This is a genomic window from Pseudomonas sp. NFX15 (assembly GCF_049132105.1).
Lineage (GTDB): Bacteria > Pseudomonadota > Gammaproteobacteria > Pseudomonadales > Pseudomonadaceae > Aquipseudomonas.
This window is the reverse complement of sequence record NZ_JAFMPV010000009.1, coordinates 66,383-90,572: the sequence shown is the minus strand read 5'-3', so window position 1 is coordinate 90,572 and position 24,190 is coordinate 66,383. Positions and strand designations below refer to the sequence as shown.

At 60.9% G+C, this 24,190-nt stretch carries 20 protein-coding genes and 1 pseudogene; 11 read left to right on the top strand and 10 right to left on the bottom strand.

Annotation, left to right across the window (positions count from 1 at the left end):
• Positions 1-60 precede the first annotated feature (60 nt).
• The 4 genes from J1D76_RS12330 to J1D76_RS12315 all read right to left on the bottom strand — a co-directional run bounded on the left by J1D76_RS12330 (position 61) and on the right by J1D76_RS12315 (position 5,767).
• Positions 61-732, bottom strand: a complete 672-nt coding sequence (locus J1D76_RS12330) for a DsbA family protein (protein ID WP_421138585.1) — start codon at positions 730-732, stop codon at positions 61-63.
• 303 nt (positions 733-1,035) lie between these two features.
• The gene (locus tag J1D76_RS12325) at positions 1,036-1,248 is read right to left on the bottom strand and encodes a hypothetical protein (protein WP_421138584.1); all 213 of its coding nucleotides are present in this window, start codon (positions 1,246-1,248) and stop codon (positions 1,036-1,038) included.
• A 244-nt stretch (positions 1,249-1,492) separates the two neighbouring features.
• Positions 1,493-2,599: an agmatine deiminase gene (aguA, locus tag J1D76_RS12320; RefSeq protein ID WP_421138583.1), complete on the bottom strand. Its 1,107-nt coding sequence runs from the start codon at positions 2,597-2,599 to the stop codon at positions 1,493-1,495.
• A gap of 255 nt (positions 2,600-2,854) precedes the next feature.
• A complete protein-coding gene (locus J1D76_RS12315; protein WP_421138582.1) occupies positions 2,855-5,767 on the bottom strand; it encodes an aminotransferase in 2,913 nt (970 codons plus the stop codon).
• 190 nt (positions 5,768-5,957) lie between these two features.
• On the opposite strand from J1D76_RS12315, the gene rfbC reads away from it, so the two are divergent.
• From rfbC to J1D76_RS12295, 4 genes are all read left to right on the top strand, one after another.
• Complete coding sequence (gene rfbC, locus J1D76_RS12310; protein WP_421138581.1) at positions 5,958-6,503, top strand: dTDP-4-dehydrorhamnose 3,5-epimerase; 546 nt, start codon at positions 5,958-5,960, stop codon at positions 6,501-6,503.
• A 94-nt stretch (positions 6,504-6,597) separates the two neighbouring features.
• Positions 6,598-8,406 carry a sensor histidine kinase gene (locus tag J1D76_RS12305; RefSeq protein WP_421138580.1) on the top strand — a complete coding sequence of 603 codons (1,809 nt, stop codon included), beginning with the start codon at positions 6,598-6,600 and terminating at the stop codon, positions 8,404-8,406.
• Positions 8,403-9,797: a sigma-54-dependent transcriptional regulator gene (locus J1D76_RS12300; protein ID WP_421138579.1), complete on the top strand. Its 1,395-nt coding sequence runs from the start codon at positions 8,403-8,405 to the stop codon at positions 9,795-9,797. Before J1D76_RS12305 ends, J1D76_RS12300 begins: the two co-directional genes overlap by 4 nt.
• A gap of 40 nt (positions 9,798-9,837) precedes the next feature.
• Positions 9,838-10,293 (top strand): thioesterase domain-containing protein, encoded by a 456-nt coding sequence (locus J1D76_RS12295; RefSeq protein ID WP_421138578.1) that lies wholly within the window; start codon positions 9,838-9,840, stop codon positions 10,291-10,293.
• Between the two features lie 169 nt (positions 10,294-10,462).
• On the opposite strand, the gene cysQ is transcribed toward J1D76_RS12295, so the two are convergent.
• Together cysQ and nudE are read right to left on the bottom strand one after the other, a co-directional pair.
• Positions 10,463-11,290: a 3'(2'),5'-bisphosphate nucleotidase CysQ gene (gene cysQ / locus J1D76_RS12290; RefSeq protein WP_421138577.1), complete on the bottom strand. Its 828-nt coding sequence runs from the start codon at positions 11,288-11,290 to the stop codon at positions 10,463-10,465.
• On the bottom strand, positions 11,287-11,853 hold the full coding sequence (nudE, locus tag J1D76_RS12285; RefSeq protein WP_421138576.1) for an ADP compounds hydrolase NudE: 567 nt from the start codon (positions 11,851-11,853) through the stop codon (positions 11,287-11,289). Before nudE ends, cysQ begins: the two co-directional genes overlap by 4 nt.
• 88 nt (positions 11,854-11,941) lie before the next feature.
• On the opposite strand from nudE, the gene yrfG reads away from it, so the two are divergent.
• On the top strand, positions 11,942-12,604 hold the full coding sequence (gene yrfG, locus J1D76_RS12280) for a GMP/IMP nucleotidase (protein WP_421138575.1): 663 nt from the start codon (positions 11,942-11,944) through the stop codon (positions 12,602-12,604).
• Positions 12,605-12,728: 124 nt separating this feature from the next.
• Here the strand turns inward: yrfG and lysM are convergent, their stop codons facing one another.
• On the bottom strand, positions 12,729-13,169 hold the full coding sequence (gene lysM, locus J1D76_RS12275; protein WP_421138574.1) for a peptidoglycan-binding protein LysM: 441 nt from the start codon (positions 13,167-13,169) through the stop codon (positions 12,729-12,731).
• A gap of 128 nt (positions 13,170-13,297) precedes the next feature.
• On the opposite strand from lysM, the gene J1D76_RS12270 reads away from it, so the two are divergent.
• From J1D76_RS12270 to J1D76_RS12255, 4 genes are all read left to right on the top strand, one after another.
• Complete coding sequence (locus J1D76_RS12270; RefSeq protein ID WP_421138573.1) at positions 13,298-14,185, top strand: LysR family transcriptional regulator; 888 nt, start codon at positions 13,298-13,300, stop codon at positions 14,183-14,185.
• A gap of 92 nt (positions 14,186-14,277) precedes the next feature.
• Positions 14,278-15,117 (top strand): formate dehydrogenase accessory sulfurtransferase FdhD, encoded by an 840-nt coding sequence (gene fdhD / locus J1D76_RS12265; protein WP_421138572.1) that lies wholly within the window; start codon positions 14,278-14,280, stop codon positions 15,115-15,117.
• Positions 15,114-17,462 (top strand): FdhF/YdeP family oxidoreductase, encoded by a 2,349-nt coding sequence (locus J1D76_RS12260; protein ID WP_421138571.1) that lies wholly within the window; start codon positions 15,114-15,116, stop codon positions 17,460-17,462. The genes fdhD and J1D76_RS12260 overlap by 4 nt, the downstream gene beginning before the upstream one ends.
• 326 nt (positions 17,463-17,788) lie before the next feature.
• On the top strand, positions 17,789-18,268 hold the full coding sequence (locus J1D76_RS12255; RefSeq protein ID WP_421138570.1) for a glycine zipper domain-containing protein: 480 nt from the start codon (positions 17,789-17,791) through the stop codon (positions 18,266-18,268).
• Between the two features lie 66 nt (positions 18,269-18,334).
• Here the strand turns inward: J1D76_RS12255 and J1D76_RS12250 are convergent, their stop codons facing one another.
• The 3 genes from J1D76_RS12250 to J1D76_RS12240 all read right to left on the bottom strand — a co-directional run bounded on the left by J1D76_RS12250 (position 18,335) and on the right by J1D76_RS12240 (position 22,250).
• On the bottom strand, positions 18,335-18,772 hold the full coding sequence (locus J1D76_RS12250) for an acyl-CoA thioesterase (RefSeq protein ID WP_421138569.1): 438 nt from the start codon (positions 18,770-18,772) through the stop codon (positions 18,335-18,337).
• A 146-nt stretch (positions 18,773-18,918) separates the two neighbouring features.
• A complete protein-coding gene (locus J1D76_RS12245) occupies positions 18,919-20,145 on the bottom strand; it encodes a 3-hydroxyacyl-CoA dehydrogenase NAD-binding domain-containing protein (protein WP_421138568.1) in 1,227 nt (408 codons plus the stop codon).
• A gap of 170 nt (positions 20,146-20,315) precedes the next feature.
• Positions 20,316-22,250, bottom strand: a complete 1,935-nt coding sequence (locus tag J1D76_RS12240) for a RecQ family ATP-dependent DNA helicase (RefSeq protein ID WP_421138567.1) — start codon at positions 22,248-22,250, stop codon at positions 20,316-20,318.
• Positions 22,251-22,694: 444 nt separating this feature from the next.
• Between J1D76_RS12240 and J1D76_RS12235 the strand changes: the two genes are divergently transcribed.
• Entirely contained in the window at positions 22,695-22,985 is a 291-nt protein-coding gene (locus J1D76_RS12235; RefSeq protein WP_421138566.1) for a hypothetical protein, read from the top strand.
• Between the two features lie 588 nt (positions 22,986-23,573).
• Positions 23,574-24,181 (top strand): annotated as a pseudogene (locus tag J1D76_RS12230) (Fic/DOC family protein).
• Positions 24,182-24,190: the final 9 nt, after the last annotated feature.

Below are 24,190 nucleotides of genomic sequence, written 5' to 3'. Positions count from 1 at the left end.
ATGAATCGTCTAAAAATAGGTGAAAATCGTCTAAGAACTTGCTTTACACGGCAGGAATATTCAATCAGTGCAACCTTCGAGGCCACAGGCTGCCACAGAATTGGCTGACGCTTGAGTGGGCAACGACTGACTCAGCCACAGCGCGAATGCCTGGGGTTTACCCAGCCATAGGCCGATATCGATCAGGGTGAACTGATCGTTGTGTTCAAGCGCCAGCGTCGGGAAACCCTGCCCGCCGACCTTGGCCAACAAAGCCCGGCTGCGCCGAATATGGCCTTCGGTGTCGGCGACCACAAAGTCCTTTTCGAAGGCTTGACGGTCCAGCCCCATGTCCTGGGCAAGCTCAAACAGTACCGACTCGTCGGCGATGCGGCGCCCCTCCACGTAATGAGCACTTTGCAAACGCCCCAGCAACGCCAGGCCTTGACCGGCTATTTGTTCGGCGGCCAGCACTGCGGCAATGGGTGGCGTCGAGTCGAACACGGCGGTGTGATCGCGCAGCAAACCTTCAAAATAGGCTTCACCGAACGATTGCCCACTGTATTCGGCAATGCGCCGATCGTGGGGCATGACGTAACTGCGCAGTTGTGGCGAAACCCGTTGCCGATTGGCACCCGTCATCATGCCACCGCCATGAGCGATCACCGGCAGCACACCCTCGGCGGCCTGGACCAGCGGCTTGGCGCCGTAGCACCAGCCGCACAACGGATCGTAGATATAGTGGAGGATCATGAGCAGGCTCCGGCAAAAGAATCGAGGCCGGCAGATTAGTCCCATGTTCGCGACTGAAAAACATCGGAAAGACTTTCAGACTGTTTCAGGAATCGGTCGAATACGCCCTCGGCCCAAACACAATTTCTGTAGGAGCTGGCTTGCCAGCGAAGAGGTCGGCACATTCAACCTCGATGGCGCCTGCACGACCGCCTTCGCTGGCAAGCCAGCGCCTACAGTTTCCCGGGATTGCGTGAAGGACCCCAAAAAAAACGCTGCCATCCCGGCAGCGCTTTTTTTTGATCAATCCGTTGTTGTTCTTCTTTATCCTTCCATTACATCCCACAACGCATCCAGTTCCGCCTCGCTGAACAAACCAGCAGGGTAACGCTCGATCATCGTCCGGCGCGGATCAGTTTCGCTGATCTGACGCGTTCCATTGGACTTGAACCAGTGCGCCAGAACCTGGAGCGATTCGCTGTTTACGGCCAGGGGATGCAACGCCTTATCGCCCACTGCATTCATTTCGGCGTTCATTACAGCGCTCTCTCCCCGTTTGTGAGCGGCTAACATATCCAAGGTTTATGACAGAACATCGAAGTCCTCCCCCTCCCTGTCTTGCATCGGTAGAGATACAAGAGCTGTGCCAAGGTTTCTGAAGTGTGGACAAGCGGATACAAAAAAGCCCGAAGCCCTGTAGGGCTGCGGGCTCTGTGCAAAGCCTGGAGCGGATCGACAGCCTGAGGGATTTCACAACCTCCTCAGTCTGTTACGACCGCACTCACTCCTTGTGCGGCGCGGGTTGTTGCTGGGTAAGGCAGTGAATGTTGCCACCGCCCAGTAACAGTTCGCGGCCCGGCACCATCACCACTTCGTGCTGCGGGAACAGGTTCTGCAAAATCTCTTTGGCCGGACCGTCCTGCGGGTCATCGAAGCGCGGGGCGATGATGCCGCCGTTGACGATCAGGAAGTTCACGTAGGAACCGGCCAGACGAACGCTGGGATTACGTTCTTGCGTGCCATCGACCGGATCGACACCGGCGCACTCTTCCTCGGTCGCATACAGCGGGCCCGGAATCGGCATTTTGTGCACTGTGAACGGGCGGCCCTTGGCGTCAGTGCTGCTTTCCAGCACTTTCATGGCGGCCTGGCAGCGCGGGTAGTTCGGGTCCTGCGGATCGTCGGTCCAGGCCAGCAGTACTTCACCGGGACGCACGTAGCAGCAGAAGTTATCCACATGGCCGTCGGTTTCATCGTTGAACAAGCCGTCCGGCAGCCAGATGATTTTATCCACAGCCAGGTTTGCGCTCAGCACCGCTTCGATTTGCGCGCGGTTCATGTGCGGGTTGCGATTGCGGTTCAGCAGGCATTCTTCGGTAGTGATCAACGTGCCTTCGCCGTCGACATGGATCGAACCGCCTTCGAGCACGAAACCTTCGGTGCGGTAGCGCGGGCTGCGCTCGATCTCGAGGATCTTGCCGCCGACCTGCGAGTCACGGTTCCACGGCGAGTACAGGCCGCCATCGAAGCCGCCCCAGGCGTTGAAGTCCCAGTTCACGCCACGCACTTCGCCATTGTTGTTGATGACGAACGTCGGGCCGGTGTCGCGGACCCAGGCGTCATCGCTGGACATCTCGACGACGCGAATATTGGGCACGTCCAGACGGGCGCGGGCGTTTTCGTACTGGCCGGCGGACACCGCGACGGTCACCGGTTCGAAACGGGCGATAGCCTTGGCCACGGCCACGTGCGCGGCTTGCGCCGGCTTGCCACCCAGGCGCCAGTTGTCCGGGCGCTCGGGCCAGACCATCCAGGCCTGGGTTTGAGGGGCCCATTCGGCGGGCATGTAGAAGCCGTCGGCGCGAGGGGTGCTGTTCAAAGTGGTCATGGATCAGGGCTCCGCAGTGGAAAGCGCGTGGATACACGCCGTGGACTATGGCGACTTTATATCCGATAAATATCGCCTTTTAAAGCACCGATCATCTAAGGAAACAAATACAGACGCTAATAACCCGATATCAATCGAACTATCACCCTCCCTCCCTGTGGGAGCAAGCCTGCTCGCGATAGCGGTCTATCAGTCCAAAAATCTGTAACTGACAGGACCTCATCGCGAGCAGGCTCGCTCCTACAGGGCTGGCATTTACAGGCCTTCTGCAAGCACCTTCGACAGCATGTCGACAAAGAAATCCACGCTCTGGCGCGAAGTGACCATCGGCGGCTTGATCTTGAGGACGTTCAGGTAATCGCCGGTGGGCTGCATGAAAATCCCCAGTTCGCGCAAGCGATCACACAGTGCCGTGGTTTCCTCGGTGGCCGGTTCCAGGGTTTCGCGGTTGCGAATCAACTCGACACCCAGATAGAAACCGGAACCGTGCACCGCTCCCACCAATGGATGAATATCGATCAACGCTTCGAGGCGCTGCTTGAAATGCCCGCCAACGACCTGGGCGTTTTCCCAGAGTTTTTCCTCTTCCATCACATCCAGTACTGCCATGCCGACCTGGCAACTGACCGGGCTGCCACCGGCGGACGAGAAGAAATAGCCCTCGGCCTCCAGCGCCTCGGCGATTTCCCGGCGGGTGATCACCGCACCCAGTGGTTGGCCGTTGCCCATGCCCTTGGCCATGGTGATGATGTCCGGCACCACGCCCTGTTCTTCAAAGCCCCAGAAGAAATCACCCATGCGCCCGTAGCCAACCTGCACTTCGTCGGCGATGCACACGCCGCCTTGGGCCCGCACCATGCCATAGACCTGTTTCAGGTAGCCCGGCGGCAGCGAGATACCACCGGCATTGCCGTACACCGGTTCGCAGATGAAACCGGCCAGTTGGCGCTTCTGCTCGGCGATTTTCGCCAGGTTGTGTTCGACGCTGCGCACGTAGTCCGGGGCGCTGTCGGGGCCGCGGAATTCGCCGCGATAGGTGTTTGGCGCGGTCACCGGGTGCACCCAGTCTGGGCGGCTGCTCAAGGCCTTGGGGTTGTCGGCGATCGAGGTCGATACTGAGTCTGCGCCGACGGTCCAGCCGTGATAGGCCTCCAGCACGCTGAGCATGTCCCGGCCGCCGCTGTAGGCCCAGGCCAGGCGGATCGCCAGGTCATTGGCTTCGCTGCCGCTATTGACCAGGAACACGCGGTCCATGCCGTCCGGGGACAGCTTCAGCAAGCGCTCGGAAAACTCGGCCACCGCCGCGTAGTTGAAACGCGAGTTGGTATTGAGCAGCGACCACTGGCGGCTGGCGACCGCCGCCATGCGTGGGTGACCGTGACCCAATACCGCAACGTTGTTGAGCATGTCGAGGTAGGAACGACCCTGCATGTCGATCAGATGGTTGCGCCAGCCGCGCTCAATGCGCGGTGGGTCAACGTAATAGTGTTTTTGCGTACGGGCGAAACTGGCATCGCGCCGGGCCAACAGGGTTGGCCCATCCAATTCGGCTTCCGCATCGCACGCCAGACCCAGTAATGCGGCCGGCGAAGGGCACAGCGCTTGCCAGGCCGCCGCGCGCGAAGGTGTGCAGAACAACGGCGCATCAATCGATGCGCCCCGGCACAACTGCACGATCAGCGGCCCACTGATGGAACCCAGCACCTGGCCTTTGACCAGCGCCGCGCCGCTGTGCAGCGACGGGGCGACGCCCCATAGCCGCACGCTCAATTGCGGACCGTCCAGTTGCAGCACACCGGCCGCCGGCTGATGCACCACCCCGGCAAACGGCGCTTCGAGCGTTGTACCGTGAGGCACGCGCAGTTCGACGTGCAACGCGAAAGTGTCCGGCTCAGTGGCGCTGTCCGGGCGGGTGTGGGACAACCGATATTGCCCGTAGCGGCTGGCCGCCAGTCCATGTGCCGCGCCCGCTTCGTCCAACAGGCGCTGATCGACGCCTTCCTGCTCCCAGTTGCCGGCCTCGAAATGCGGGCTGAGCACGCCCAGGTCGATCAACGCGAATTCACGCCCCACCAGGTTGGGCAGCAGCGGCGCAAAACCTTCGCTGCCAATGGCCGGCAGATCGTGGCCGACGGCGGTGAGGATCGCCGCTTCCATCAGCGCCAACGGCACCGACGTGGCCACGCGGAAAATTTCCCATTCATGGACCAGGTTGTCGCGGCTGTACGTATTGCCCGGGTCAACGCTGACCTGCTGTTCGCCGCTGAGCACCAGCACGGCCGCACGGGCGACGATCAGCGGCCACAACGCCAGCAGCTCTTCACGTTGCAAGGGGTTGATCGCGTGGTAGGCCTGGATCGCCGGCAAAATGCAGAACGGATCACCCTCGCTGTGGTGCAACAGCGCGGCGCAGGTCACCGACAGGTCAGTAATGCGCCAGGTGCGCACCAGATCACCGAAGTCGATCACGCCCTGCAACTGCCAATGACGCTGCGCATCGCGCTGCCACACCACGTTGTCGTCGGTGATGTCCATGTGGATGGCCTGCACCGGCAGCTTGGCCTCCAGCGGCTGCAAATGCCGCTCGGCTTGCTCGGACGCTTCCACGATCAGTTTGCGTTGGGCTTCATCCTTGATCACCGGCAGCAAGTGCGCGATCAGGGCATGAGCATGGCGGGCGTCCCATTGCAGGGTGCGCACCAGTCCCGGATGGTCGAAATCTGCCAGGGCCAGGTCCATTTCACCGCACAGGCGACCAAAGCCCGCCACCACCGTCGGGCTGAAATGGCTGAGGCTGGTCAGCGGCTGGCCTTCGATGTAACCGAGCAGGCGAACGTGCACCGCCTGGCCACCCACGTCCAGTGACAACAGCTCTGCACCGTTTTTGGCCGGCATCACGCGCGGTACGTGCACATCCGAGTGTTGCGCCAAATGCTTGAGCCCAGCGTGCTGGGCCTGGATCTCCAGTGCCGAATAATCACCCCGGCAGATTTTCAGGACGAAACGCCCGTGGTCGCTGTCGACGCGGTAGTTCAGGTCTTGCTGGCTGCCGAGGGCGTGCAATTTGCCGCTGAACCCGTAATGTTCCTCCAGCAGCTCTAGCGCTTGCTCCGCAGACACTTGCGGGCTGGGCAGACTGGCGCGATGAATCAACGTGGCGAGCGGCATACAACAACCTCGGAAATTTTATTAGGCGCCTATATCGCCACTGGTTCGGGCGATACGCAACCCCCTGAGGTCGGCGCTGGTCGTTTGCCGGGGCTGGACAAACCGCTAGATTGTTTCTCGAACACTCGCCCCCGCCGGCACTTTTGCGCAAGAATGGCGGCCATTAAACGCAGACTGCCGGAGAGCCTCCATGAATGTTGTGACCACCGACCTGCCCGGTGTCTTGATCCTCGAACCCAAGGTCTTTGGTGACGAGCGTGGTTTCTTCTATGAGAGTTTCAACGCCAAGGCCTTCAAAGAAGCCACCGGCCTGGACACTGAATTTGTCCAGGACAATCACTCCCGCTCGCAGAAGGGCGTGTTGCGTGGCTTGCATTACCAACTGCAAAACACCCAAGGAAAACTGGTTCGTGTCACCGCGGGTGAAGTGCTGGACGTCGCCGTAGATATCCGTCGCAGATCGCCGAACTTTGGCCAATGGGTCGCGGTGCGCCTGTCGGCCGACAATCATCGCCAGCTCTGGGTCCCGGAAGGCTTCGCCCACGGGTTTGTGGTCTTGAGCGAATATGCCGAGTTTCTTTACAAGACCACCGACTACTACACGCCGTCGGCCGAACGCAGCATTCGTTGGGACGATCCGGACCTGGCCATCGACTGGCAGCTGGAGGCAGCGCCGCAGTTGTCGGCCAAAGATCAGGCCGGCGTGTTGTTGAAGGACGCTGACGTGTTTGCCTGACCAACCGATAGAAGTTTTCCGTATCAAGATGCACCTGAGCCAAGCGGCTCAAGCCTAGGCATAATGCGCCTGTACCCACAGGCGCACGCGGCTCATGACTCCGACCCTTCCCCCCAGACCTCGTTGGCGCAGCCTGGCCCTGTTGGCGCTGTGCCTGGCGCCGTTGCTGTGGCCGCTGCAGCATCTGGCCGAGCGTTACTATCGCAGCGAACTGGCCAGCCAGAATCGCCAGACCCTGGACCTCTACGTCGCTAACCTGCTGGGCACCCTGCACCGCTATGAAGTGCTGCCGCAGATCCTCGGCGACCTGCCGGCCCTGCGCGCCGTGCTCGGCGCGCCGGACGACGGCGTCACCCAGGGCAATGCCAACCGCCTGCTGAAAAACATCGCGAACCAGACCGGCGCCGAGGTCATGTACCTGATGGACGCCACCGGCAAGACCCTGGCCGCCTCCAACTGGGACAAGCACGACAGTTTTGTCGGGCGCAATTTTTCCTTCCGGCCGTATTTCAGCGAAGCCATGGCCGGGCGGCTCGGGCGCTTTTTCGGCCTGGGCACGACCTCTGCCAAGCGCGGTTATTTTTTCGCCGCCGGCGTGCGCGACGGTGAAAAAATCGTCGGTGTGCTGGTGGTCAAGGTCGATCTCGACCACACCGAAAGCCTGTGGGGAAAGACCCCGGAACAACTGCTGCTGACCGATCACAACGGCGTGGTCATTCTCACCTCGCGGCCGGAGTGGCGCTTCCGCTCGACCCGCCCGCTGAACGAGGAAGAAAGCAAAGCCATCACCGCGATCCAGCCCTACCCGACCCGTGATCCGAAACCGCTCAAGCTCAACCCCAACGCCTGGTTGACCCAGACCCAGCAGATCGCCGAAACCGGTTGGGATGTCAGCATCCTCGCCCCGCGCACCTTGATCGACCGCCCGGTGCGCACGGTGGTGGCCATCGGTGGCGCCACGCTGCTGGTGTTGATGTTGTTGCTGGGCCTGATGATGCAACGCCGGCGCCATTACCTCGAACGCATCGCCTTTGAGGCCAAGGCCCGTCGCGAACTGGAAGGCCGGGTTGCCGAACGCACCAGCGATCTCGAAGGCCTGAACCGCCGTCTGAAACAGGAAGTGCTGGAGCGCGAGCAGGCCCAGCAGGAATTGGTCCGCGCCCAGGATGACCTGGTGCAGGCCGGTAAATTGTCGGCGCTGGGCACCATGTCGGCGAGCATCAGCCACGAACTCAATCAGCCGCTGGCGGCGATTCGCAGTTACGCCGAAAACGCCGAAGTGCTGCTCGATCACCAGCGCACCGACGATGCCCGCGGCAACCTCAAGCTGATCAGTGAATTGACCGGCCGCATGGCCTCGATCATCGCCCACTTGCGCGCCTTTGCCCGGCGCGACCGACACGCCCCGGAAAGCGTCGCCCTGCAACCAGCCCTGGACGATGCCCTGGCCTTGCTCGCCAAGCGTCGACGCAGCATGGACGTCGAGTTGATCCGCGATCTGCCTGCCGCCACCCTGTGGGTCGAGGCCGGGGAAACCCGCTTGCGCCAGGTCCTCGGCAATCTGCTGGCTAACGCCCTGGATGCCCTGACCGAAAAAGGCCCGCCACGCAAGCTCTGGCTGAGTGCCCAATCCACGGCTGATGGCGTCAACCTGTACATCCGCGACAACGGCCCCGGCTTTTGCATGGAAGCCCTTGGCCGCGCCAGCGAGCCGTTCTACACCACCAAGACTCGCACCCAGGGCCTCGGCCTGGGGCTGGCAATTTGCGAAACCCTGATGCGCGCCTTCGGTGGTGAACTGTCGTTCGCCAATCACAAGGAAGGCGGCGCCCTGATTACCCTGAAATTGCGCGCAGGCGCACCAGGCGTGAGCCTGCAACCGTCCGAGGACCGAAGTGCATGACCATCGACAACCGCATCCAGGTCGTGTTGATCGACGACGATCCCCACTTGCGCCAGGCGCTTGGCCAGACGCTGGACCTGGCCGGCCTGAAAATCCTGCCGCTGGCCGAAGCCAAGGGTCTGGCCGCGCAGCTTGAACGCGACTGGCCGGGTGTGGTGGTCAGCGACATCCGCATGCCCGGCATGGACGGCCTCGAACTGCTGAGCGAACTGCACGCCCAGGACCCGGAATTGCCGGTGCTGTTGATCACCGGCCACGGTGACGTGCCGCTCGCCGTGAAGGCCATGCGTGCCGGCGCGTATGACTTTCTGGAAAAACCCTTCGCCAGTGATGCCCTGCTAGACAGCGTGCGCCGCGCAATGGCCCTGCGCCGCTTGGTGCTGGACAACCGCAGCCTGCGCCTGGCCTTGAGCGACCGCAATGAACTGAGCGCGCGGCTGGTCGGCCATTCGCCGTCGATGCTGCGCCTGCGCGAGCAAATCGGCGCCCTGGCCGCGACCAAGGCTGACGTGCTTATCCTCGGCGAAACCGGTGCCGGCAAGGAAGTCGTGGCGCGTGCGTTGCACGATCTATCGAACCGTCGCAACGGGCCATTCGTGGCAATCAATGCCGGCGCCCTGGCCGAATCCGTGGTTGAAAGCGAGCTGTTCGGCCACGAGCCCGGGGCCTTCACCGGCGCGCAGAAACGCCGCATCGGCAAATTCGAATTCGCCAACGGCGGCACGCTGTTCCTCGATGAAATCGAAAGCATGAGCCTGGATGTACAGGTCAAACTGCTGCGCTTGCTGCAAGAGCGGGTGGTCGAACGCTTGGGCGGTAATCAGTTGATCCCGCTGGACATCCGCATCATCGCCGCGACCAAGGAAGACCTGCGCCAGGCGGCGGATCAAGGGCGTTTTCGTGCCGACCTGTATTACCGCCTGAACGTCGCACCGCTGCGCATCCCATCGCTGCGCGAACGGGGCGAAGATGCGCTGATGCTGTTCCAGCATTTCGCCGACGAAGCCAGTGCCCGCCACGGCTTGCCGCCCCATGAACTGCAACCGGGGCAACGGGCCTTGCTGTTGCGCCACACCTGGCCTGGCAATGTGCGCGAACTGCAAAATGCCGCCGAGCGTTTTGCCCTGGGGTTGGAACTGGCCCTCGACAACGGCACGCCGCAAGGCGGTGTTGGAAACCGCGTCGAAGTGGTCAGCGGCGGTTTGAGCGAGCAAGTGGAGAACTTCGAAAAAACCCTGATCGCCGCCGAACTGGCGCGTTCGCACAGCTCGGTGCGCAGCGTCGCCGAAGCCCTCGGCATTCCGCGCAAGACCCTGCACGACAAACTGCGCAAGCACGGCCTGAGTTTCGCCGACAGTGGCACCCCGGCCCACCCTGACGACCTCGATTGAGCTACTGTCCAACCACCCACTTCAAACCAGAGGCCCCTGAATGAGCCGCGACAGCCGACAACTGGAATCCGTCCTGCATCACGACATTCCCCTGACACGGGACATGGGCCTCAAAGTCCTCGACTGGCACGACCAGCAACTGCGCCTGCACTTGCCGTTGGACGCCAACGTCAACCACAAGAGCACCATGTTCGGCGGCAGCCTGTATTGCGGCGCGGTCCTGGCGGGTTGGGGCTGGCTGCATTTGCGCCTCAAGGAAGTAGGGATTACCGACGGGCACATCGTGATTCAGGAAGGGCAGATCAGCTACCCGCTGCCGGTGACGGGCGACGCCCACGCCATTTGCGTGGCGCCGGACCCGGTGATCTGGAAGAAATTCCTGACCACGTTCCAGCGCTACAGCCGCGCGCGATTGACCCTGCATACGCGGGTGGTGAATGAAGGCCGTGAAGAGGATGCGGTAAGGTTTGTCGGGCAGTACGTGCTGCACCGCTGAATATGAAGGTGTTGTACAACCTGTGGCGAGGGGGCTTGCCCCCGTTGGAGTGCGCAGCACTCCCAAGTCCAGCGTCCGCAGCGTGTCAGACACAATGAGATAGCATGTTTTTGGGGCAGCTTCGCTGCCCAACGGGGGCAAGCCCCCTCGCCACAAGGTTAAGGTGAATTCAGGAACGAGCCAGTTCCAGCAATTTATCCCGCCACGCCGCCTTTGCCGGCAATGCCAAAAAGAACGCATTCAACAGCGATTCCCGCGCCGGATAGCTGAACGGCTCACCGCTCAACTCCAGCACCTCACCGCCCGCGCCTTCCAGCACGCCTTGCGCGGCCGCCGTGTCCCATTGCGAGGTCGGTGCCAGGCGCGGATAGCAATCCGCGGCGCCTTCGGCCAGCAGGCAAAACTTCAACGAACTGCCGATATTGGCCAGTTGCAACTCGCCCAGGCTGGCACTCAAACCCGCCAGCAAACGTTCTTGCTCCGGGCTGGAATGGCGCCGGCTGGCGACCACGGTGAACGACTCGCCGGGTGCTAATGCATCACGCACCTTGATCGCCACAGGCGTACCCCCTTCATCGCCACGCCAGGTACCGAGGCCAGCGCCACCGACATAAAAACGCCCGTTGGTTGGCATCGACACCACACCAAACACCACCCGGCCGTTTTCGATCAGGGCGATGTTGACGGTGAATTCTTCACTGCCATTGATGAACTCCTTGGTGCCGTCCAGCGGGTCGACCAGCCACCAACGCTGCCATCCGGCGCGCACGCTTTGCGGGATGTCGGCATCCTCCTCCGACAGCACCGCAATACTCGGATCGAGTGCGGTGAGCCCGGCAAGGATCAGATGGTGCGCGGCCAGGTCAGCAGCGGTCACCGGCGAGTCATCCGCCTTCGCCGTGACGGCCGTGCCCGTGCGCCAGAACGGCAGGATCGCCTTGCCAGCCCGCAAGGCCAGCTCGACCACAGGCGCCATCAACGGATGCGGGAAATTCATGGCTGGAAGGCTCCGCGCTGGGTCAACAGGTCGCGCGCCAGGTACAGCGCCGCCAGGGCTCGGCCTTCGGTAAATTGCGGGTTTTGCGCCAGTGCCGAGAGTTCACGCAGATTGACCTTGTCCACCCGCATTGGCTCTGGCTCATCGCCTTCCAGGCGCGCTTCGTAGAGGTCGGTGGCCAGCACCACTTGAATCTTCTGGCTCATGTAGCCGGGGGACAGCGATAGCTCGGTCAGGTGTTCCAGTTGCCGCGCGCCGTAACCGGCCTCTTCCTTGAGTTCACGCTCGGCCGCCGCCAGCACGTCTTCGCCCGGCTCGATCAAGCCCTTGGGCAATGACATTTCATATTCATCGGTGCCGCCGCAATACTCCTCGACCAGCACCGCATGCTCGGCATCGAGCATCGCCACGATCATCACCGCGCCATACCCGGCGCCCTTGCCAACCAGTCGCTCGTAGGTGCGCTCCACGCCGTTGGAAAATCGCAGCTTCAGCTCTTCCACGCAGAACAATCGACTGGTGGCGACAATTTCGCGGGCGAGTATCGTGGGTTTCTGGCGCATGCAAAGCTCCTTGGCGTGAACGCGCTACTATAACGCGGCTTTGCCGATTGTTTACGCCAGAAATCTTTCTACTGCCCGAGACGCTGCCATGCTTTCACTACCCTGGTCCGACATCGATACCGTCCTGCTGGACATGGACGGCACGTTGCTGGACCTGCATTTCGACAACCACTTCTGGCTGGAACACCTGCCCCAGCGTTACGCCGAGCTGCATGGGGTCAGCCGGGCCATGGCCGAGATGGAATTGCAGCCGTTGTTCGAGCGCAATGCCGGCCAGTTGCAGTGGTACTGCCTGGATTTCTGGAGCGCCGAACTGAAACTGTCGGTACGCGACCTGAAACTGGAAACCGCGCACCTGATCGCCTTGCGCCCGGATGCCGACACGTTCCTGGCCGCGATCAAACAAGCCGGCAAGCGCGTGGTGCTGATCACCAATGCCCATCGGGATTCGTTGTCGCTAAAGCTGGAAAAAATCCAACTCGCGCCCTACTTCGAGCGATTGATCAGCTCCCATGACTACGGCTTCCCCAAGGAAAACCCACAGTTCTGGGAGGCCTTGCAGGCCGACATCGATTTCGACCCGGCGCGCAGCCTGTTCATCGACGACACCTTGTCGATCTTGCGCAGTGCACGGGAGTTTGGCGTGGCGCATTTGCTGGCCGTGCGTGAGCCGGACAGCCGCAAGGGGCCGAAGGATACGGCAGAGTTTGCAGCGGTCGAGGACTATCGGGACTTGATTGCCGGACTTTGATACCGAGTCGTCTGCATCGCGGGCAATACACACACAGGGACTGAGTCGTTCGCATCATTCGTGAACACCTCAGATCCTGTGGGAGCGTGGCTTGCCCGCGAAGGCCATCACGCGGTTTTGAGCCTTACTCAGGAATCCGCAACGACTGCCCCGGATAGATCTTGTCCGGGTGCGACAGCAGCGGCTTGTTAGCCTCGAAAATCTTGTTGTACTGGTTGGCATTGCCGTACACGGCCAGCGAGATCGCGCTGAGGGTGTCGCCTTTTTTCACCACCACAAAACGCGCCGCCGCCACGACAGGCCCGGTCACCGTCATCTGATCGTCAACGCTGCCAACCCCGGCAATATTGCCCACCGCCAACAGGATCTTTTCCTTCTCTTCCTGGCTCGCCACTTCGCCGGTCACCGTGACCTTGTCGCCATCGACCGTCGCCTGCACATTCGGGTTGCCCAGGCCGACCTTGCTGATGTGCTCCTTCAACTGCTCACTGGCATTGGCGTTACCGGGCGTCAGCAAATCCAGCAGTTTTTCGCCTGCTTCTTTCACAAAGCTCAAAAGACTCATGGTGCACTCTCCTTGGGTTTCGGGTTCCAGACGCCAAAGCCTAGCCCACGACCGTCACTTGCGAATCCAACCCGACCAATGACCAAGCTTGCGATAGAATCGGCAGCTTCCCGCACCTTGGAGCGAAGATGGACATCAAGCAGCTGAAATTCCTCATCGCCCTCGACGAAACCCGCCATTTCGGCCAGGCCGCCGCCCGCTGCCACATCACCCAGCCGACCCTGTCCATGCGCCTGCGCAGCCTCGAAGAAGAACTCGACCTGCCACTGGTCAATCGCGGCCAGCGCTTCGAAGGTTTCACCGCGCCGGGCGAACGGGTGCTGGCCTGGGCGCGCACGGTGCTGGCGGCCTACGACGGCCTGTATGCCGAGGCGGCTGCCTGTCGCGGCAACCTGGTCGGTACGTTGCGCCTGGGCGTGGTGCCACTGTCGAGTTTTGATCCATTGCCGCTGCTGCAACGCCTGCACGCGGAACACCCGAACCTGCGCTTCGAACTTTCGGCATTGAGTTCCGAGCAGATTCTTGAACAACTGGCGAACAATCGGCTGGACCTCGGGGTTTCCTATCTGGAGCGCCTCGACGCCGAGCATTTCGACTCCCTGGCCTTCAGCGAAACCCGCATGGGCCTGCTCTACGACCAGCGCTTCTTCACCTTTGGGCCAGCGCCGCTGAGCTGGGAATCGTTGATCGAACTGCCATTGGGCATGCTCACCAGCGGCATGCACTTTCGCCAATCGATCGACCATAACTTCCACAGCCGCGGCTTGACCCCACAACCGTTGCTGCAGACCGACGCCGTCCATCAATTGTTACAAGCGGTGCACGGCGGACTGTGTTGCGCGGTGATGCCGCTGGAGGGCGGCCTCGAAGGGCTGACCGAACACCTGCGCCTGCAACCGATCGAAAACGCCCAGACCCTCGGCCGACTGGGGCTGATCATGCGTCGCAGCGCGCCACGCTCGGCCCTGGCTGAAGCCTGTTTCGCGATCTACCAACGATCATTGATGGGCGCTTGATCGACGGCATCTATCGGTAGATCAGTATTAGCGATTAGACGCGACAAGGTGCCGCGCCTAGTCTTAACGCTGATCAAACCGTGGGTGATGCCATGAACACCAAGCGCCCTGCCTGTCCGGCGCCAGCCCTCGAAACGCCCGCGCCAGCCGCCAGCCAGACGTACAGTTACAGCAATCTTGAGTTCGAGGAGTCGACCAGCACCGCGCTGGCCGAGGAAGTGGCGTTGGCGATTGCCTATAACGGCATCAGCCAGGCGGTCATGCTGGTCACGCCCACGGACCTGGAAGACTTCATCGTCGGCTTCAGCCTCGGCAGCGGCATCATCCACGACGCCACCGACATTTATGACTTGCAGCTAAGCGGCTCGGGCTCGGCGCAGTACGCCCAAGTGACCATCGCCAACCGTGCGTTCTGGAACCTCAAGCAGCAGCGTCGGCAACTGGCCGGCACCAGCGGTTGCGGGTTGTGCGGTGTGGAAGCCGTCGAACAGGCCTTGCCCGACCTTCAGGTATTGCCCGGCGCGCCACTGCCACCGGCCGAATGGCTCGATGGCCTGCGCCAACGCATCGGTGCCTTCCAGCCTTTGGGCCAGCACAGCGGCGCCGTGCATGCGGCGGTGTTCATGAATGACCAGGGCGAGCTGCTGCTGGGCCGTGAAGACATCGGCCGGCACAACGCCCTCGACAAACTGATCGGCGGGCTGATCCGGCAAAATATTCCGACCGCGGGCGGCCTGGCGATTGTCACCAGCCGTTGCAGCCTCGAACTGATCCAGAAAGTCCTGCGCGCCGGGATCCAGACCCTGGTCAGCCTATCGTCGCCCACGGGCCTTGCCGTGCAATGGGCCCGTCGCCACAACCTCAATCTCATCCATCTGCCCCAGAAGAATGCGCCTCGGGTGTACAGCCCGGCTTTGGAGAATCAAGCGTGAGTCAACACCGTCAAGCCGACCAGAAACCCGTTCCTCGCTATAAGCCTTACAAAGGTCCGGCCGGTGGTTGGGGCGCCTTGATCAGCGTGGCCCAGGCCTGGTTGACCAGCGACAATGCCCTGAAAAACCTGCGCATCATGCTCAAGACCAACCAGAACGGTGGCTTCGACTGCCCGGGTTGCGCGTGGGGTGATTCGCCGGAAAAGGGCATGGTGATGTTCTGCGAGAACGGCGCCAAGGCGGTGAACTGGGAAGCGACCAAACGCCGGGTCGATGCCAGGTTCTTCGCCAAGCACAGCGTCACTTCGTTGCTGGAGCAAAGCGACTACTGGCTCGAATACCAGGGTCGCCTGACCGAACCGATGAGCTACGACGCAGACACCGACTGCTACAAGCCGATCAGTTGGGACGCTGCCTTCGCCCTGATCGCCAAACACCTGAACGGCTTGGCGAGCCCGGATCAGGCTGAGTTCTACACCTCGGGGCGCGCCAGCAACGAAGCGGCGTACCTCTACCAATTGTTCGTGCGCGCCTTCGGCACCAACAACTTCCCGGATTGCTCGAACATGTGCCACGAGGCCAGCGGTGTGGCGTTGTCGCAAAGCGTCGGGGTGGGCAAAGGCACGGTGACCTTCGACGATTTCGAACACGCCGACGCGATTTTCGTCTGGGGTCAGAACCCGGGCACCAATCACCCGCGAATGCTCGAACCGCTGCGCGAAGCGGTGAAGCGCGGTGCACAAGTGGTGTGCATCAACCCGCTCAAGGAGCGTGGCCTGGAGCGTTTCCAGCACCCGCAACACGCGATTGAAATGCTCACCAACGGCGACAAGCCGACCAACACCGCATTCTTCCGCCCCGCCCTCGGCGGCGATATGGCGATCATGCGCGGCATGGCCAAATTCCTGCTGCTTTGGGAGCGCGATGCACAACGTACTGGCGCCCCAGCGGTGTTCGACCACGACTTCCTCAATGAACACAGCGCCAATGTGCTGGAGTACCTGGCGGCCATCGACGACACGCCGTGGGAGCAGATCGTCGAGCAGTCCGGCCTGACCCTCGAGGAGATCGAGCAAGCGGCGCGCATGTACGCCAAGGGCAAGAACGTCATCATGTGCTGGGCCATGGGCATTACCCAGCATCGTCACTCGGTGGCGACCATCCAGGAAATCGCCAACCTGATGTTGCTGCGCGGCAACGTCGGCCGGCCGGGTGCAGGCTTGTGTCCGGTGCGCGGTCACAGCAACGTGCAGGGCGATCGGACCATGGGCATCAACGAACGCCCGCCGGTGGCATTTCTTGATTCGCTGGAGCGCCGCTTCCCGTTCAAAGTGCCCCGCCACAACGGGCACAACGTGGTCGAGGCGATTCACGCCATGGCCGAAGGCCGGGCGAAAGTCTTCATCGGCCTGGGCGGCAACTTCGCGCAAGCCACGCCGGACAGCCCACGCACCTTCCAGGCCCTGCAAAACTGCGACCTGACCGTGCAGATCAGCACCAAGCTCAATCGCAGCCACCTGACCCACGGCAAGGACGCGCTGATCCTGCCGTGCCTGGGCCGTACCGACATCGATATTCAGACCGAAGGCCCGCAAGCGGTCACCGTCGAAGATTCGTTCAGCATGGTCCACGCCTCCAATGGTCAGTTGCACCCGCTGTCGAACCAGATGCGCTCGGAGCCGGCGATCCTCGCCGGTATCGCCGCCGCGACCCTGGGCAGCCACCCGGTGGACTGGAACTGGCTGGTGGCCGATTACGGCCGCATCCGCGACCTGATCGCCGAGACCATTCCCGGCTTCAAGGACTTCAACGAACGGGTCAAGCAACCCGGCGGTTTCTACCTGGGCAACAGCGCCGGCGCACGCAAGTGGAGCACCGCCTCGGGCCGGGCCAATTTCAAACCCAACACCCTGCCCAAAGATCTGGTGCACGAACGCACCCGCGCCACCGGCGTACTGCCGGACCTGATCATGCAATCGATGCGTTCGCACGATCAGTACAACACCACCATCTACGGCCTCGACGACCGTTATCGAGGTGTGAAGGGACAACGCGATGTATTGTTCGTCAACGAAGCCGACATCATTCGCCTGGGCTTCAAGCCTTGGCAGAAGGCTGACATCGTTTCGCTCTGGGATGATGGCGTTCAGCGTCGGGTCAAAGGCTTCACGCTGCTGGCGTTTGATATCCCGGCCGGGCAAGCGGCCGCGTACTATCCGGAAGTGAATCCATTGGTGCCGCTGGAAAGCGTCGGGGATGGCAGCCATACGCCAACGTCGAAGTTCGTGGCGATCCGCCTGGAAGCGGCGAGTGAGACTGGCTTGATCATGGCCAGGTCGGCGTAATTCGTCGTTTGGTCTGGCCTCTTCGCGAGCAAGCCCGCTCCCACATTGGAATGCGTTCCCCTGTGGGAGCGGGCTTGCTCGCGAATACGGTAGATCAAACAACAAATATTCCAGATTCAGTACTTTCCTTTCGCCCACAAAAAAGGCCGTTTCCTCACGAAAACGGCCTTTGCGAATAAGTAAAAGACCCGCGAAAAAACGTTAAGTTCCGTCCTAAAAACAGTAACTTATAGAATTGTGTACAAGTCGTGTTACTCGTCGGATTTCGATTGTCACACCGCTGACACAGCCTCAGGATCGCGCCGTCATCCCCTTGAGGTTCCTTTATGAAGTTCTCCTCGATTCTCTTGTTGTCCCTTGGCCTGGTCAGCGGTTTTGCGTCTGCTGGCGGCACTACCGAAGCCGGCGTAGGCGGCGCATTGGGCGGGGTTTTGGGCTCGGTCGTCGGCCAATCGCTGGGCGGCAGCACAGGTTCCACCATTGGCGCGGCCCTGGGTGGCGCGGGTGGTAGCGCCGTCGGCGCAAACAAGCACAGCCGTGGCGAAGCAGCTATTGGCGGTGCGCTCGGCGCAGCCGGCGGTAACGTGGTTGGCCGCAGCATGGGCGGCACCACCGGCAGCCTGATCGGCGCGGCAGCAGGCGGCGGCGCCGGTGGCGCGCTGGGTAACTACATGGGCAAAGAGAGCAACGAGGAAGATCATCGCTCGTACCGTGGCCATGACGATCGTCGCTACTACCGCGACGACCACCGTCACCGCGGCCACGCCTATGGTCATCGCAAGCATCACAAGTACTATCGCGACTAAGGCCTGATCGCCTTACGCGCCAGACCATCAAAAAAATCGCAGCCCCCGAGCTGCGATTTTTTTGCCTTACTGCACCACTAGTAAGTGTTCCAGCGCTTCGCGCAATCGCTGCGGGATCGGCACCGGCCGGTTCGACACGCGATCGACGAACACATGCACGAAACGCCCCGCCGCACAGACGTCCGGGTCGCCGTGCTTGAACACGGCCAACTCGTACTGCACCGAACTGTTGCCCAGCTTGCCCACCCGCAATCCGATCTCGATGCGATCCGGGAACGCAATGGACGCAAAGTAATCACAGGCCGAACTCACCACAAACCCCACCACCTCACCGTCATGGATATCCAAGCCGCCGACTTCGATTAGGTAGGTATTCACCGCCGTGTCGAAGAAGCTGTAGTAGGTGACATTGTTCACGTGACCGTAGGCATCGTTGTCGTGCCAACGGGTGGTGATCGGCTGGAAGTGCGGGTAGTCGGCGCGTTGCGGCATCGGGTTGGACATCGTGTCGATTCCTGGAGTGGGTTCGGCAGTCTAAGGTGAAAATCGCGTTGTGATCATTCGCGAGCAGGCTCGCTCACACAGGGGAATGCATTTCAACTGTAGGAGCGAGCCTGCTCGCGAAGGCGCCCTCACCGGCGCCCCATCAATCACTTGTCAGCAAAGCCCTTGCCAGCCGCCGCCAACTCACCAATCACCCGCGCCGGTTTCCAATGATCGCCCTGACGCGTCTCCAGGGCCATCAAACGTTGCTGGATGTCCGCCAGCCCCTGCTGATCCGCCCAGGCCATCGGCCCGCCCTTGTCTGCCGGAAAACCGTAGCCGTTGAGGTAAACCAGATCGATGTCGTGGGCCGACCCGGCAATGCCTTCCTGCAGGATCTTCGCGCCTTCGTTGACCAGTGCCAGTAAGCAGCGCTCGAGAATCTCCTGCGGACCGATATCGCGGCGCTGGAAGCCGAGTTCTTCACTGACTTGAAGCACCAGCGAGTCGACCAGCGCGTCGTGTTCAGCCTGACGGCTGCCCGGCTCATAGTGGTAAAAACCATTGCCACTCTTCTGCCCGAAACGCCCCTGTTCACACAGACGGTTATCCACCTGAACTTCCGGCACGTCCTGGCCTATACCCGATAGCTGGCGCGAGCGCCATTGCAGGTCGACGCCCACCACGTCAAACATGCGGAACGGCCCCATGGCAAAACCGAACCCTTGCAGCGCGGCGTCCACCTGGTAGGGGAATGCGCCTTCGAGCAGCATTTTCCGCGCTTCGTGCACATAGGTGTTGAGCATGCGATTGCCGATGAACCCGTCGCAATTGCCCGCCACCACACTGACCTTGCCCATGCGCTGGCCGAGCGCCAGCGCCGCCTCAAGCACGGCCGGTGCAGTCTGCGCACCACGGACGACTTCCAGCAGTTTCATGATGTGCGCCGGGCTGAAGAAATGCAGGCCCAGCACCTGTTGCGGACGACGGGTCACCGCAGCGATGGCATCGATGTCCAGCGCCGAGGTGTTGCTCGCCAGAATCGCTTCAGGCTTGAGCAAGCCATCGAGCTCGCGGAAGATTTGCTGCTTGAGTTCGAGGTTTTCGTACACGGCCTCGATGACCAGGTCGACATCGCGGATGGCCACATAACCATCGGCCGCCGTGATCCGCGTGAAACGCGCATCGGCTTCATTCTGATCAATACGACCCTGACGCACGCTGTGGGCATAGGTGTCCGCGACCGTGGTCAGCGCCTGTTCCAGCATTTGCGGATTATTGTCGACCCAATGAACGGCCACTCCGGCGTTGGCCAGGCACATGACAATGCCACGGCCCATGGTGCCCGCGCCGATGACGGCGGCGCGCTGAATATTCGACGGTGTCTGGCTCATGTTGTGTTCTCTTGTTGGCGATCCGAAGACAGCCACCACCATAGTCAGGCATCGGGATTTTTTGAAATTTATTCCTGTGATGAGCAACATTCAGCGCATGGATGAACCCCTCGAATCCTTGTAGGAGCGAGCCTGCTCGCGAGCAGGCTCGCTCCTACAAGGGGTTGGGTTCAACCAGTCAGATGTTGTTCGGCCCACTCGCGCACTTCGGCATACGGATAATCCTCCAGCGCCGCAAACCCAGAAATCGACCGTGCCTTGAGCTTGGTGAACAGCGGTACGCTGATTCCACACAGAAAACGGGTCACGCGCTCCGCCGAAGGCACGTTGCCGGTGTGCTGCTCGTGCCTGTGGATAAAACCACCGCACAACGCCTCGAAGTTTTTATCCACAAGCGCCGGCAGCTCGGGCGGTGCTGGCAGGCGCGCGATCTGCCCGTGACAGACCGAACAATGCCCGCACTGCTGCGGGGCATTGTGGTCGCCGAAGTACTCGGCCAGGCGATAACCCAGGCAGCGGTCGGTGGCGAACAGATCCAGCATTGCATGAATCCGTGCAATCTCGGTTTGTTCGTGCCGAGTGAAATACCCGTGCAGTTCCTCGCCCAGCGCAGCGCTGTCGAACCTGCTTTGCAGCACGCTGTAGACCTCAGTCATCTGCTTGCTTTCAAGCTCCACCCAGCCCTTCTCCTGGAAATAATCCAGTGCCTTGACCACGCGACTGCGCTCGGCCTGGTGCTGCTCGTACAGCGCCTCGAAATTCACCGTGGCCCAGGTCCGTGCGCGGCTGGAGGTCTGGATGATCGCCGCGACGAAATCCTTGCGCTCACCTTCAAAACGGGCCAGCAGCGCTTCGGGTTCCTGCAGATACTTGAAGCGGTACTCGGCGTAGTAGGCGTAACGCGGAGCGATCAGCCCACGCAACTCCAGCTGCACCAGCAGGGTCTTGAGCGGCAATTGGCGAATATTGCTCTGATCGGCCAACGGCCCCAGCAAAAACTCCCACTGCCCTTCGGCCACTGCCGCTTGTATCTCGTCAAGCACGCAACGGATGCCCTCCAGCTCCGGCGTGTCGCCGTAGACGAAGTTTTCCAGCACGTTGAGGCTGTCGCGGTTGGCCAAGACCAGGCAGTCCGATGGCTGGCCGTCACGCCCGGCGCGGCCGATTTCCTGGCTGTAGTTCTCGATGGATTTGGGCAGGTCGAAATGCACCACGTTGCGGATGTCACTCTTGTCGATGCCCATGCCGAACGCGATGGTGGCGACGATGCAGTTTGACTGACCGACCATGAAGCGTTTCTGGATGGCTTCGCGCTGATCGTGGGGCAAACCGGCGTGATAGGCCTCAGCCTGAATGCCGTTGCGATTCAGGTGTTCGGCGATGTGCTCGGCGGTCTTCTGCAAGGTCACATAAACAATGCTCGGTTGGCCCGGACGCTGGCTCATCCACTCGACAAGGCGTCGGCGCTTGTCCTGGCCGCGAACCGGCTCAACCAGCAGATTCAGGTTAGGACGATAGAATCCGGTGGTCACCACGTCGTCTGCGGCGATGGCGAATTTCGCCTGCATGTCGTCGATGACTTTTGGCGTCGCGGTAGCGGTCAACAGCAGCACCTGCGGGATGTTGAACTGACGCTGATAGTCCGGAAGCTTGAGATAGTCAGGGCGGAAGTTGTGGCCCCACTCGGAGATGCAGTGCGCTTCGTCCACCACCAGCAGCGAGATCGGCACTTGCTGCAAAAAATGGCGGAAGCGCTCGTTCTTAAGGCGCTCGACCGAGATCATCAGAATTTTCAACTCGCCGGATTTGGCCCGGGCCATGACATCGCTGGCGTCATCGCGACTTTGGGCCGAATCGATACTGCCCGCCGAGATGCCATGGCGTTGCAGAAACCCCAGTTGATCCTGCATCAACGCCAGCAATGGCGAGACCACCAATGTCAGGTGCGGCAGCATCACCGCAGGTAATTGGTAACACAGGGATTTGCCGGAACCGGTGGGGAAAATCGCCGCCGCCGAGCGCCCCGCCAGCACGGCAGTGACCGCCGCTTCCTGACCGGGCCGAAACTGTGGATAACCGAAAACCTGTTCCAGGGTGTTGTGCATAAGCTGTCACTCCGTTGACCGCTGCGATGAGCAAAGCCTAGCCGGCGATGGCAGCGAGTCGAGAAAACGTCGAGGTAAAAACGATACGGGATGATACCGCGGATGGCTTGGAAGACTTGAGGGATGTAGCGACTGTTAGATCGTCATCGCGAGCAGGCTCACGCCTACAAGGAATTTGTGTACGGCAAGATCCAGTGTAGGAGTGAGCCTGCTCGCGATGAGGCCAGCTCAATTACCATAAATTTCGAAATAACCTACAGCGTCTGAGGCATCGTCACCCACCGCGTAGTCCCTTTCCTCAAAAACCCGGAAAACCCCCTACAAAACCTGTCGACCTCAGCCGTCTTGTCGCACAACACCGCACCCTTCTATAGTCTGCGGCGCGGCTGAAATCAGTGTCTCGGCCTGCCGGGCACACTTGCCGATTTCGCACAGGACCACTCGATGAACAGCGCAGATCCACTGCCCCACCGCTACCGCCCGCTCAAATCCCGCTACAGCGAAACCCCGGTGCTGGTCATCGATACCGAGGCCGACCCCTTCGAAATTCTCGACGCCGCCCGACAACGCATCCGCGCCGCCAGCGACATGCTCGAAACCCTCTACTGCCTGTGTTTCAAACAGGCCGATGCGAGCGACATCCCCAAAATCGTCAGCGCCCTGTACCTGTTGACCCAGGACGGCAACGATCTGCTCGACGCCGCCCGCCAACGCCTGCCCAAACCCACTGATTGAAGATCACCACAACCCTCTGTAGGAGCTGGCTTGCCAGCGAAGAACGATAACGCCGTGCTCTGTGGATAAGTCCGTCAGCAACAACCTATAAAAGCTTCGGCAAGGTCCTACAAAACAAGACACCTTGTCTGCTATCGGTAATTTGCGACTTAGCCCCATAGTCCGGACCGTCGCTGCCAAATCAGCGATCAGGTTTGGTCACCTGAAAATGAGAGAAAACTTATGCAAGCGCTTGTATGCTGCCGACGTCTTTTTTGTCGACACGCTTTATGGCGGCTGTGTTTGGGACGCTTCGGCGTGCCTGGGTTATCTCTCCCTGGTTTGACCAACCTGAACACAGTCCGCCTCCCATCGCTTGGTCACGATAGCGGCGGTTCATAGACGACATAAAAGAGAAATTCCCAATGAACAAATGGAACCCGTTCACCAACGAGCGCTATCTCCCACTCCAAACCACCCTCACCGACACCCCGCCCCTGATCATCGACACAGAAGCCAACCCCCAAGACATCCTCGAAGCCGCCCTCCAGCGCATCCGGGCCCGACACGGGAGTCGGTGCTCGAAAAATATCGTCAGAACCCACGTTAATGATGGATAAATATGGGGTCGGACAAGACCCCTATTGCTACCCAGGTAGCGACGTTCTGCGTAACTTGCTCAATATCCGAGACGAAGAGCAGCTACAAAAAGCGGAGCGCGAACTCTCAGAAATTGCCGTCAGCAATTTCCGCCTCCTTCCCCCTCCATGCGACCTTAGCCTTCTACAACACATTCATAAGGCCCTGTTTTCAGATGTCTACGAATGGGCGGGATTGCTGCGAACTGTCAATATCCGCAAAGGCGACACACTTTTTTGTGCCGCAGACCGAGTTGCCCCTGAAGCCGAGAAAATTTTTCGCGTCATGGAGGCTGCTTCGGGGTTTGTCGGAACCAGTACAACCGAACTAGTCGAAAGGATTGCTGAGTCGTACGGTGATCTCAACGTCGTTCACCTTTTTTTGAGGGCAACGGTCGCGCTCAACGGATCCTATTCGAACAGATCATCATTAATGCCGGCTTCGCAGTAGATTGGTGGCTGATAAAAGACGCTGCATGGGTTCCCGCGAATATCGCTGCAGTGGCCTGCGACTACCGTGGTCTTGAAGCTATTTTCGAACATTGCATTGGTGACCTATTGAATGCTCCACATACTTGACCGTTTCCC

Bases quoted from the DNA above. Each gene is read 5' to 3' on its own strand.
- J1D76_RS12330 (WP_421138585.1), bottom strand. From the start codon at position 732: ATGATCCTCCACTATATCTACGATCCGTTGTGCGGCTGGTGCTACGGC.
- J1D76_RS12325 (WP_421138584.1), bottom strand. From the start codon at position 1,248: ATGAACGCCGAAATGAATGCAGTGGGCGATAAGGCGTTGCATCCCCTG.
- aguA (WP_421138583.1), bottom strand. From the start codon at position 2,599: ATGACCACTTTGAACAGCACCCCTCGCGCCGACGGCTTCTACATGCCC.
- J1D76_RS12315 (WP_421138582.1), bottom strand. From the start codon at position 5,767: ATGCCGCTCGCCACGTTGATTCATCGCGCCAGTCTGCCCAGCCCGCAA.
- rfbC (WP_421138581.1), top strand. From the start codon at position 5,958: ATGAATGTTGTGACCACCGACCTGCCCGGTGTCTTGATCCTCGAACCC.
- J1D76_RS12305 (WP_421138580.1), top strand. From the start codon at position 6,598: ATGACTCCGACCCTTCCCCCCAGACCTCGTTGGCGCAGCCTGGCCCTG.
- J1D76_RS12300 (WP_421138579.1), top strand. From the start codon at position 8,403: ATGACCATCGACAACCGCATCCAGGTCGTGTTGATCGACGACGATCCC.
- J1D76_RS12295 (WP_421138578.1), top strand. From the start codon at position 9,838: ATGAGCCGCGACAGCCGACAACTGGAATCCGTCCTGCATCACGACATT.
- cysQ (WP_421138577.1), bottom strand. From the start codon at position 11,290: ATGAATTTCCCGCATCCGTTGATGGCGCCTGTGGTCGAGCTGGCCTTG.
- nudE (WP_421138576.1), bottom strand. From the start codon at position 11,853: ATGCGCCAGAAACCCACGATACTCGCCCGCGAAATTGTCGCCACCAGT.
- yrfG (WP_421138575.1), top strand. From the start codon at position 11,942: ATGCTTTCACTACCCTGGTCCGACATCGATACCGTCCTGCTGGACATG.
- lysM (WP_421138574.1), bottom strand. From the start codon at position 13,169: ATGAGTCTTTTGAGCTTTGTGAAAGAAGCAGGCGAAAAACTGCTGGAT.
- J1D76_RS12270 (WP_421138573.1), top strand. From the start codon at position 13,298: ATGGACATCAAGCAGCTGAAATTCCTCATCGCCCTCGACGAAACCCGC.
- fdhD (WP_421138572.1), top strand. From the start codon at position 14,278: ATGAACACCAAGCGCCCTGCCTGTCCGGCGCCAGCCCTCGAAACGCCC.
- J1D76_RS12255 (WP_421138570.1), top strand. From the start codon at position 17,789: ATGAAGTTCTCCTCGATTCTCTTGTTGTCCCTTGGCCTGGTCAGCGGT.
- J1D76_RS12250 (WP_421138569.1), bottom strand. From the start codon at position 18,772: ATGTCCAACCCGATGCCGCAACGCGCCGACTACCCGCACTTCCAGCCG.
- J1D76_RS12245 (WP_421138568.1), bottom strand. From the start codon at position 20,145: ATGAGCCAGACACCGTCGAATATTCAGCGCGCCGCCGTCATCGGCGCG.
- J1D76_RS12240 (WP_421138567.1), bottom strand. From the start codon at position 22,250: ATGCACAACACCCTGGAACAGGTTTTCGGTTATCCACAGTTTCGGCCC.
- J1D76_RS12235 (WP_421138566.1), top strand. From the start codon at position 22,695: ATGAACAGCGCAGATCCACTGCCCCACCGCTACCGCCCGCTCAAATCC.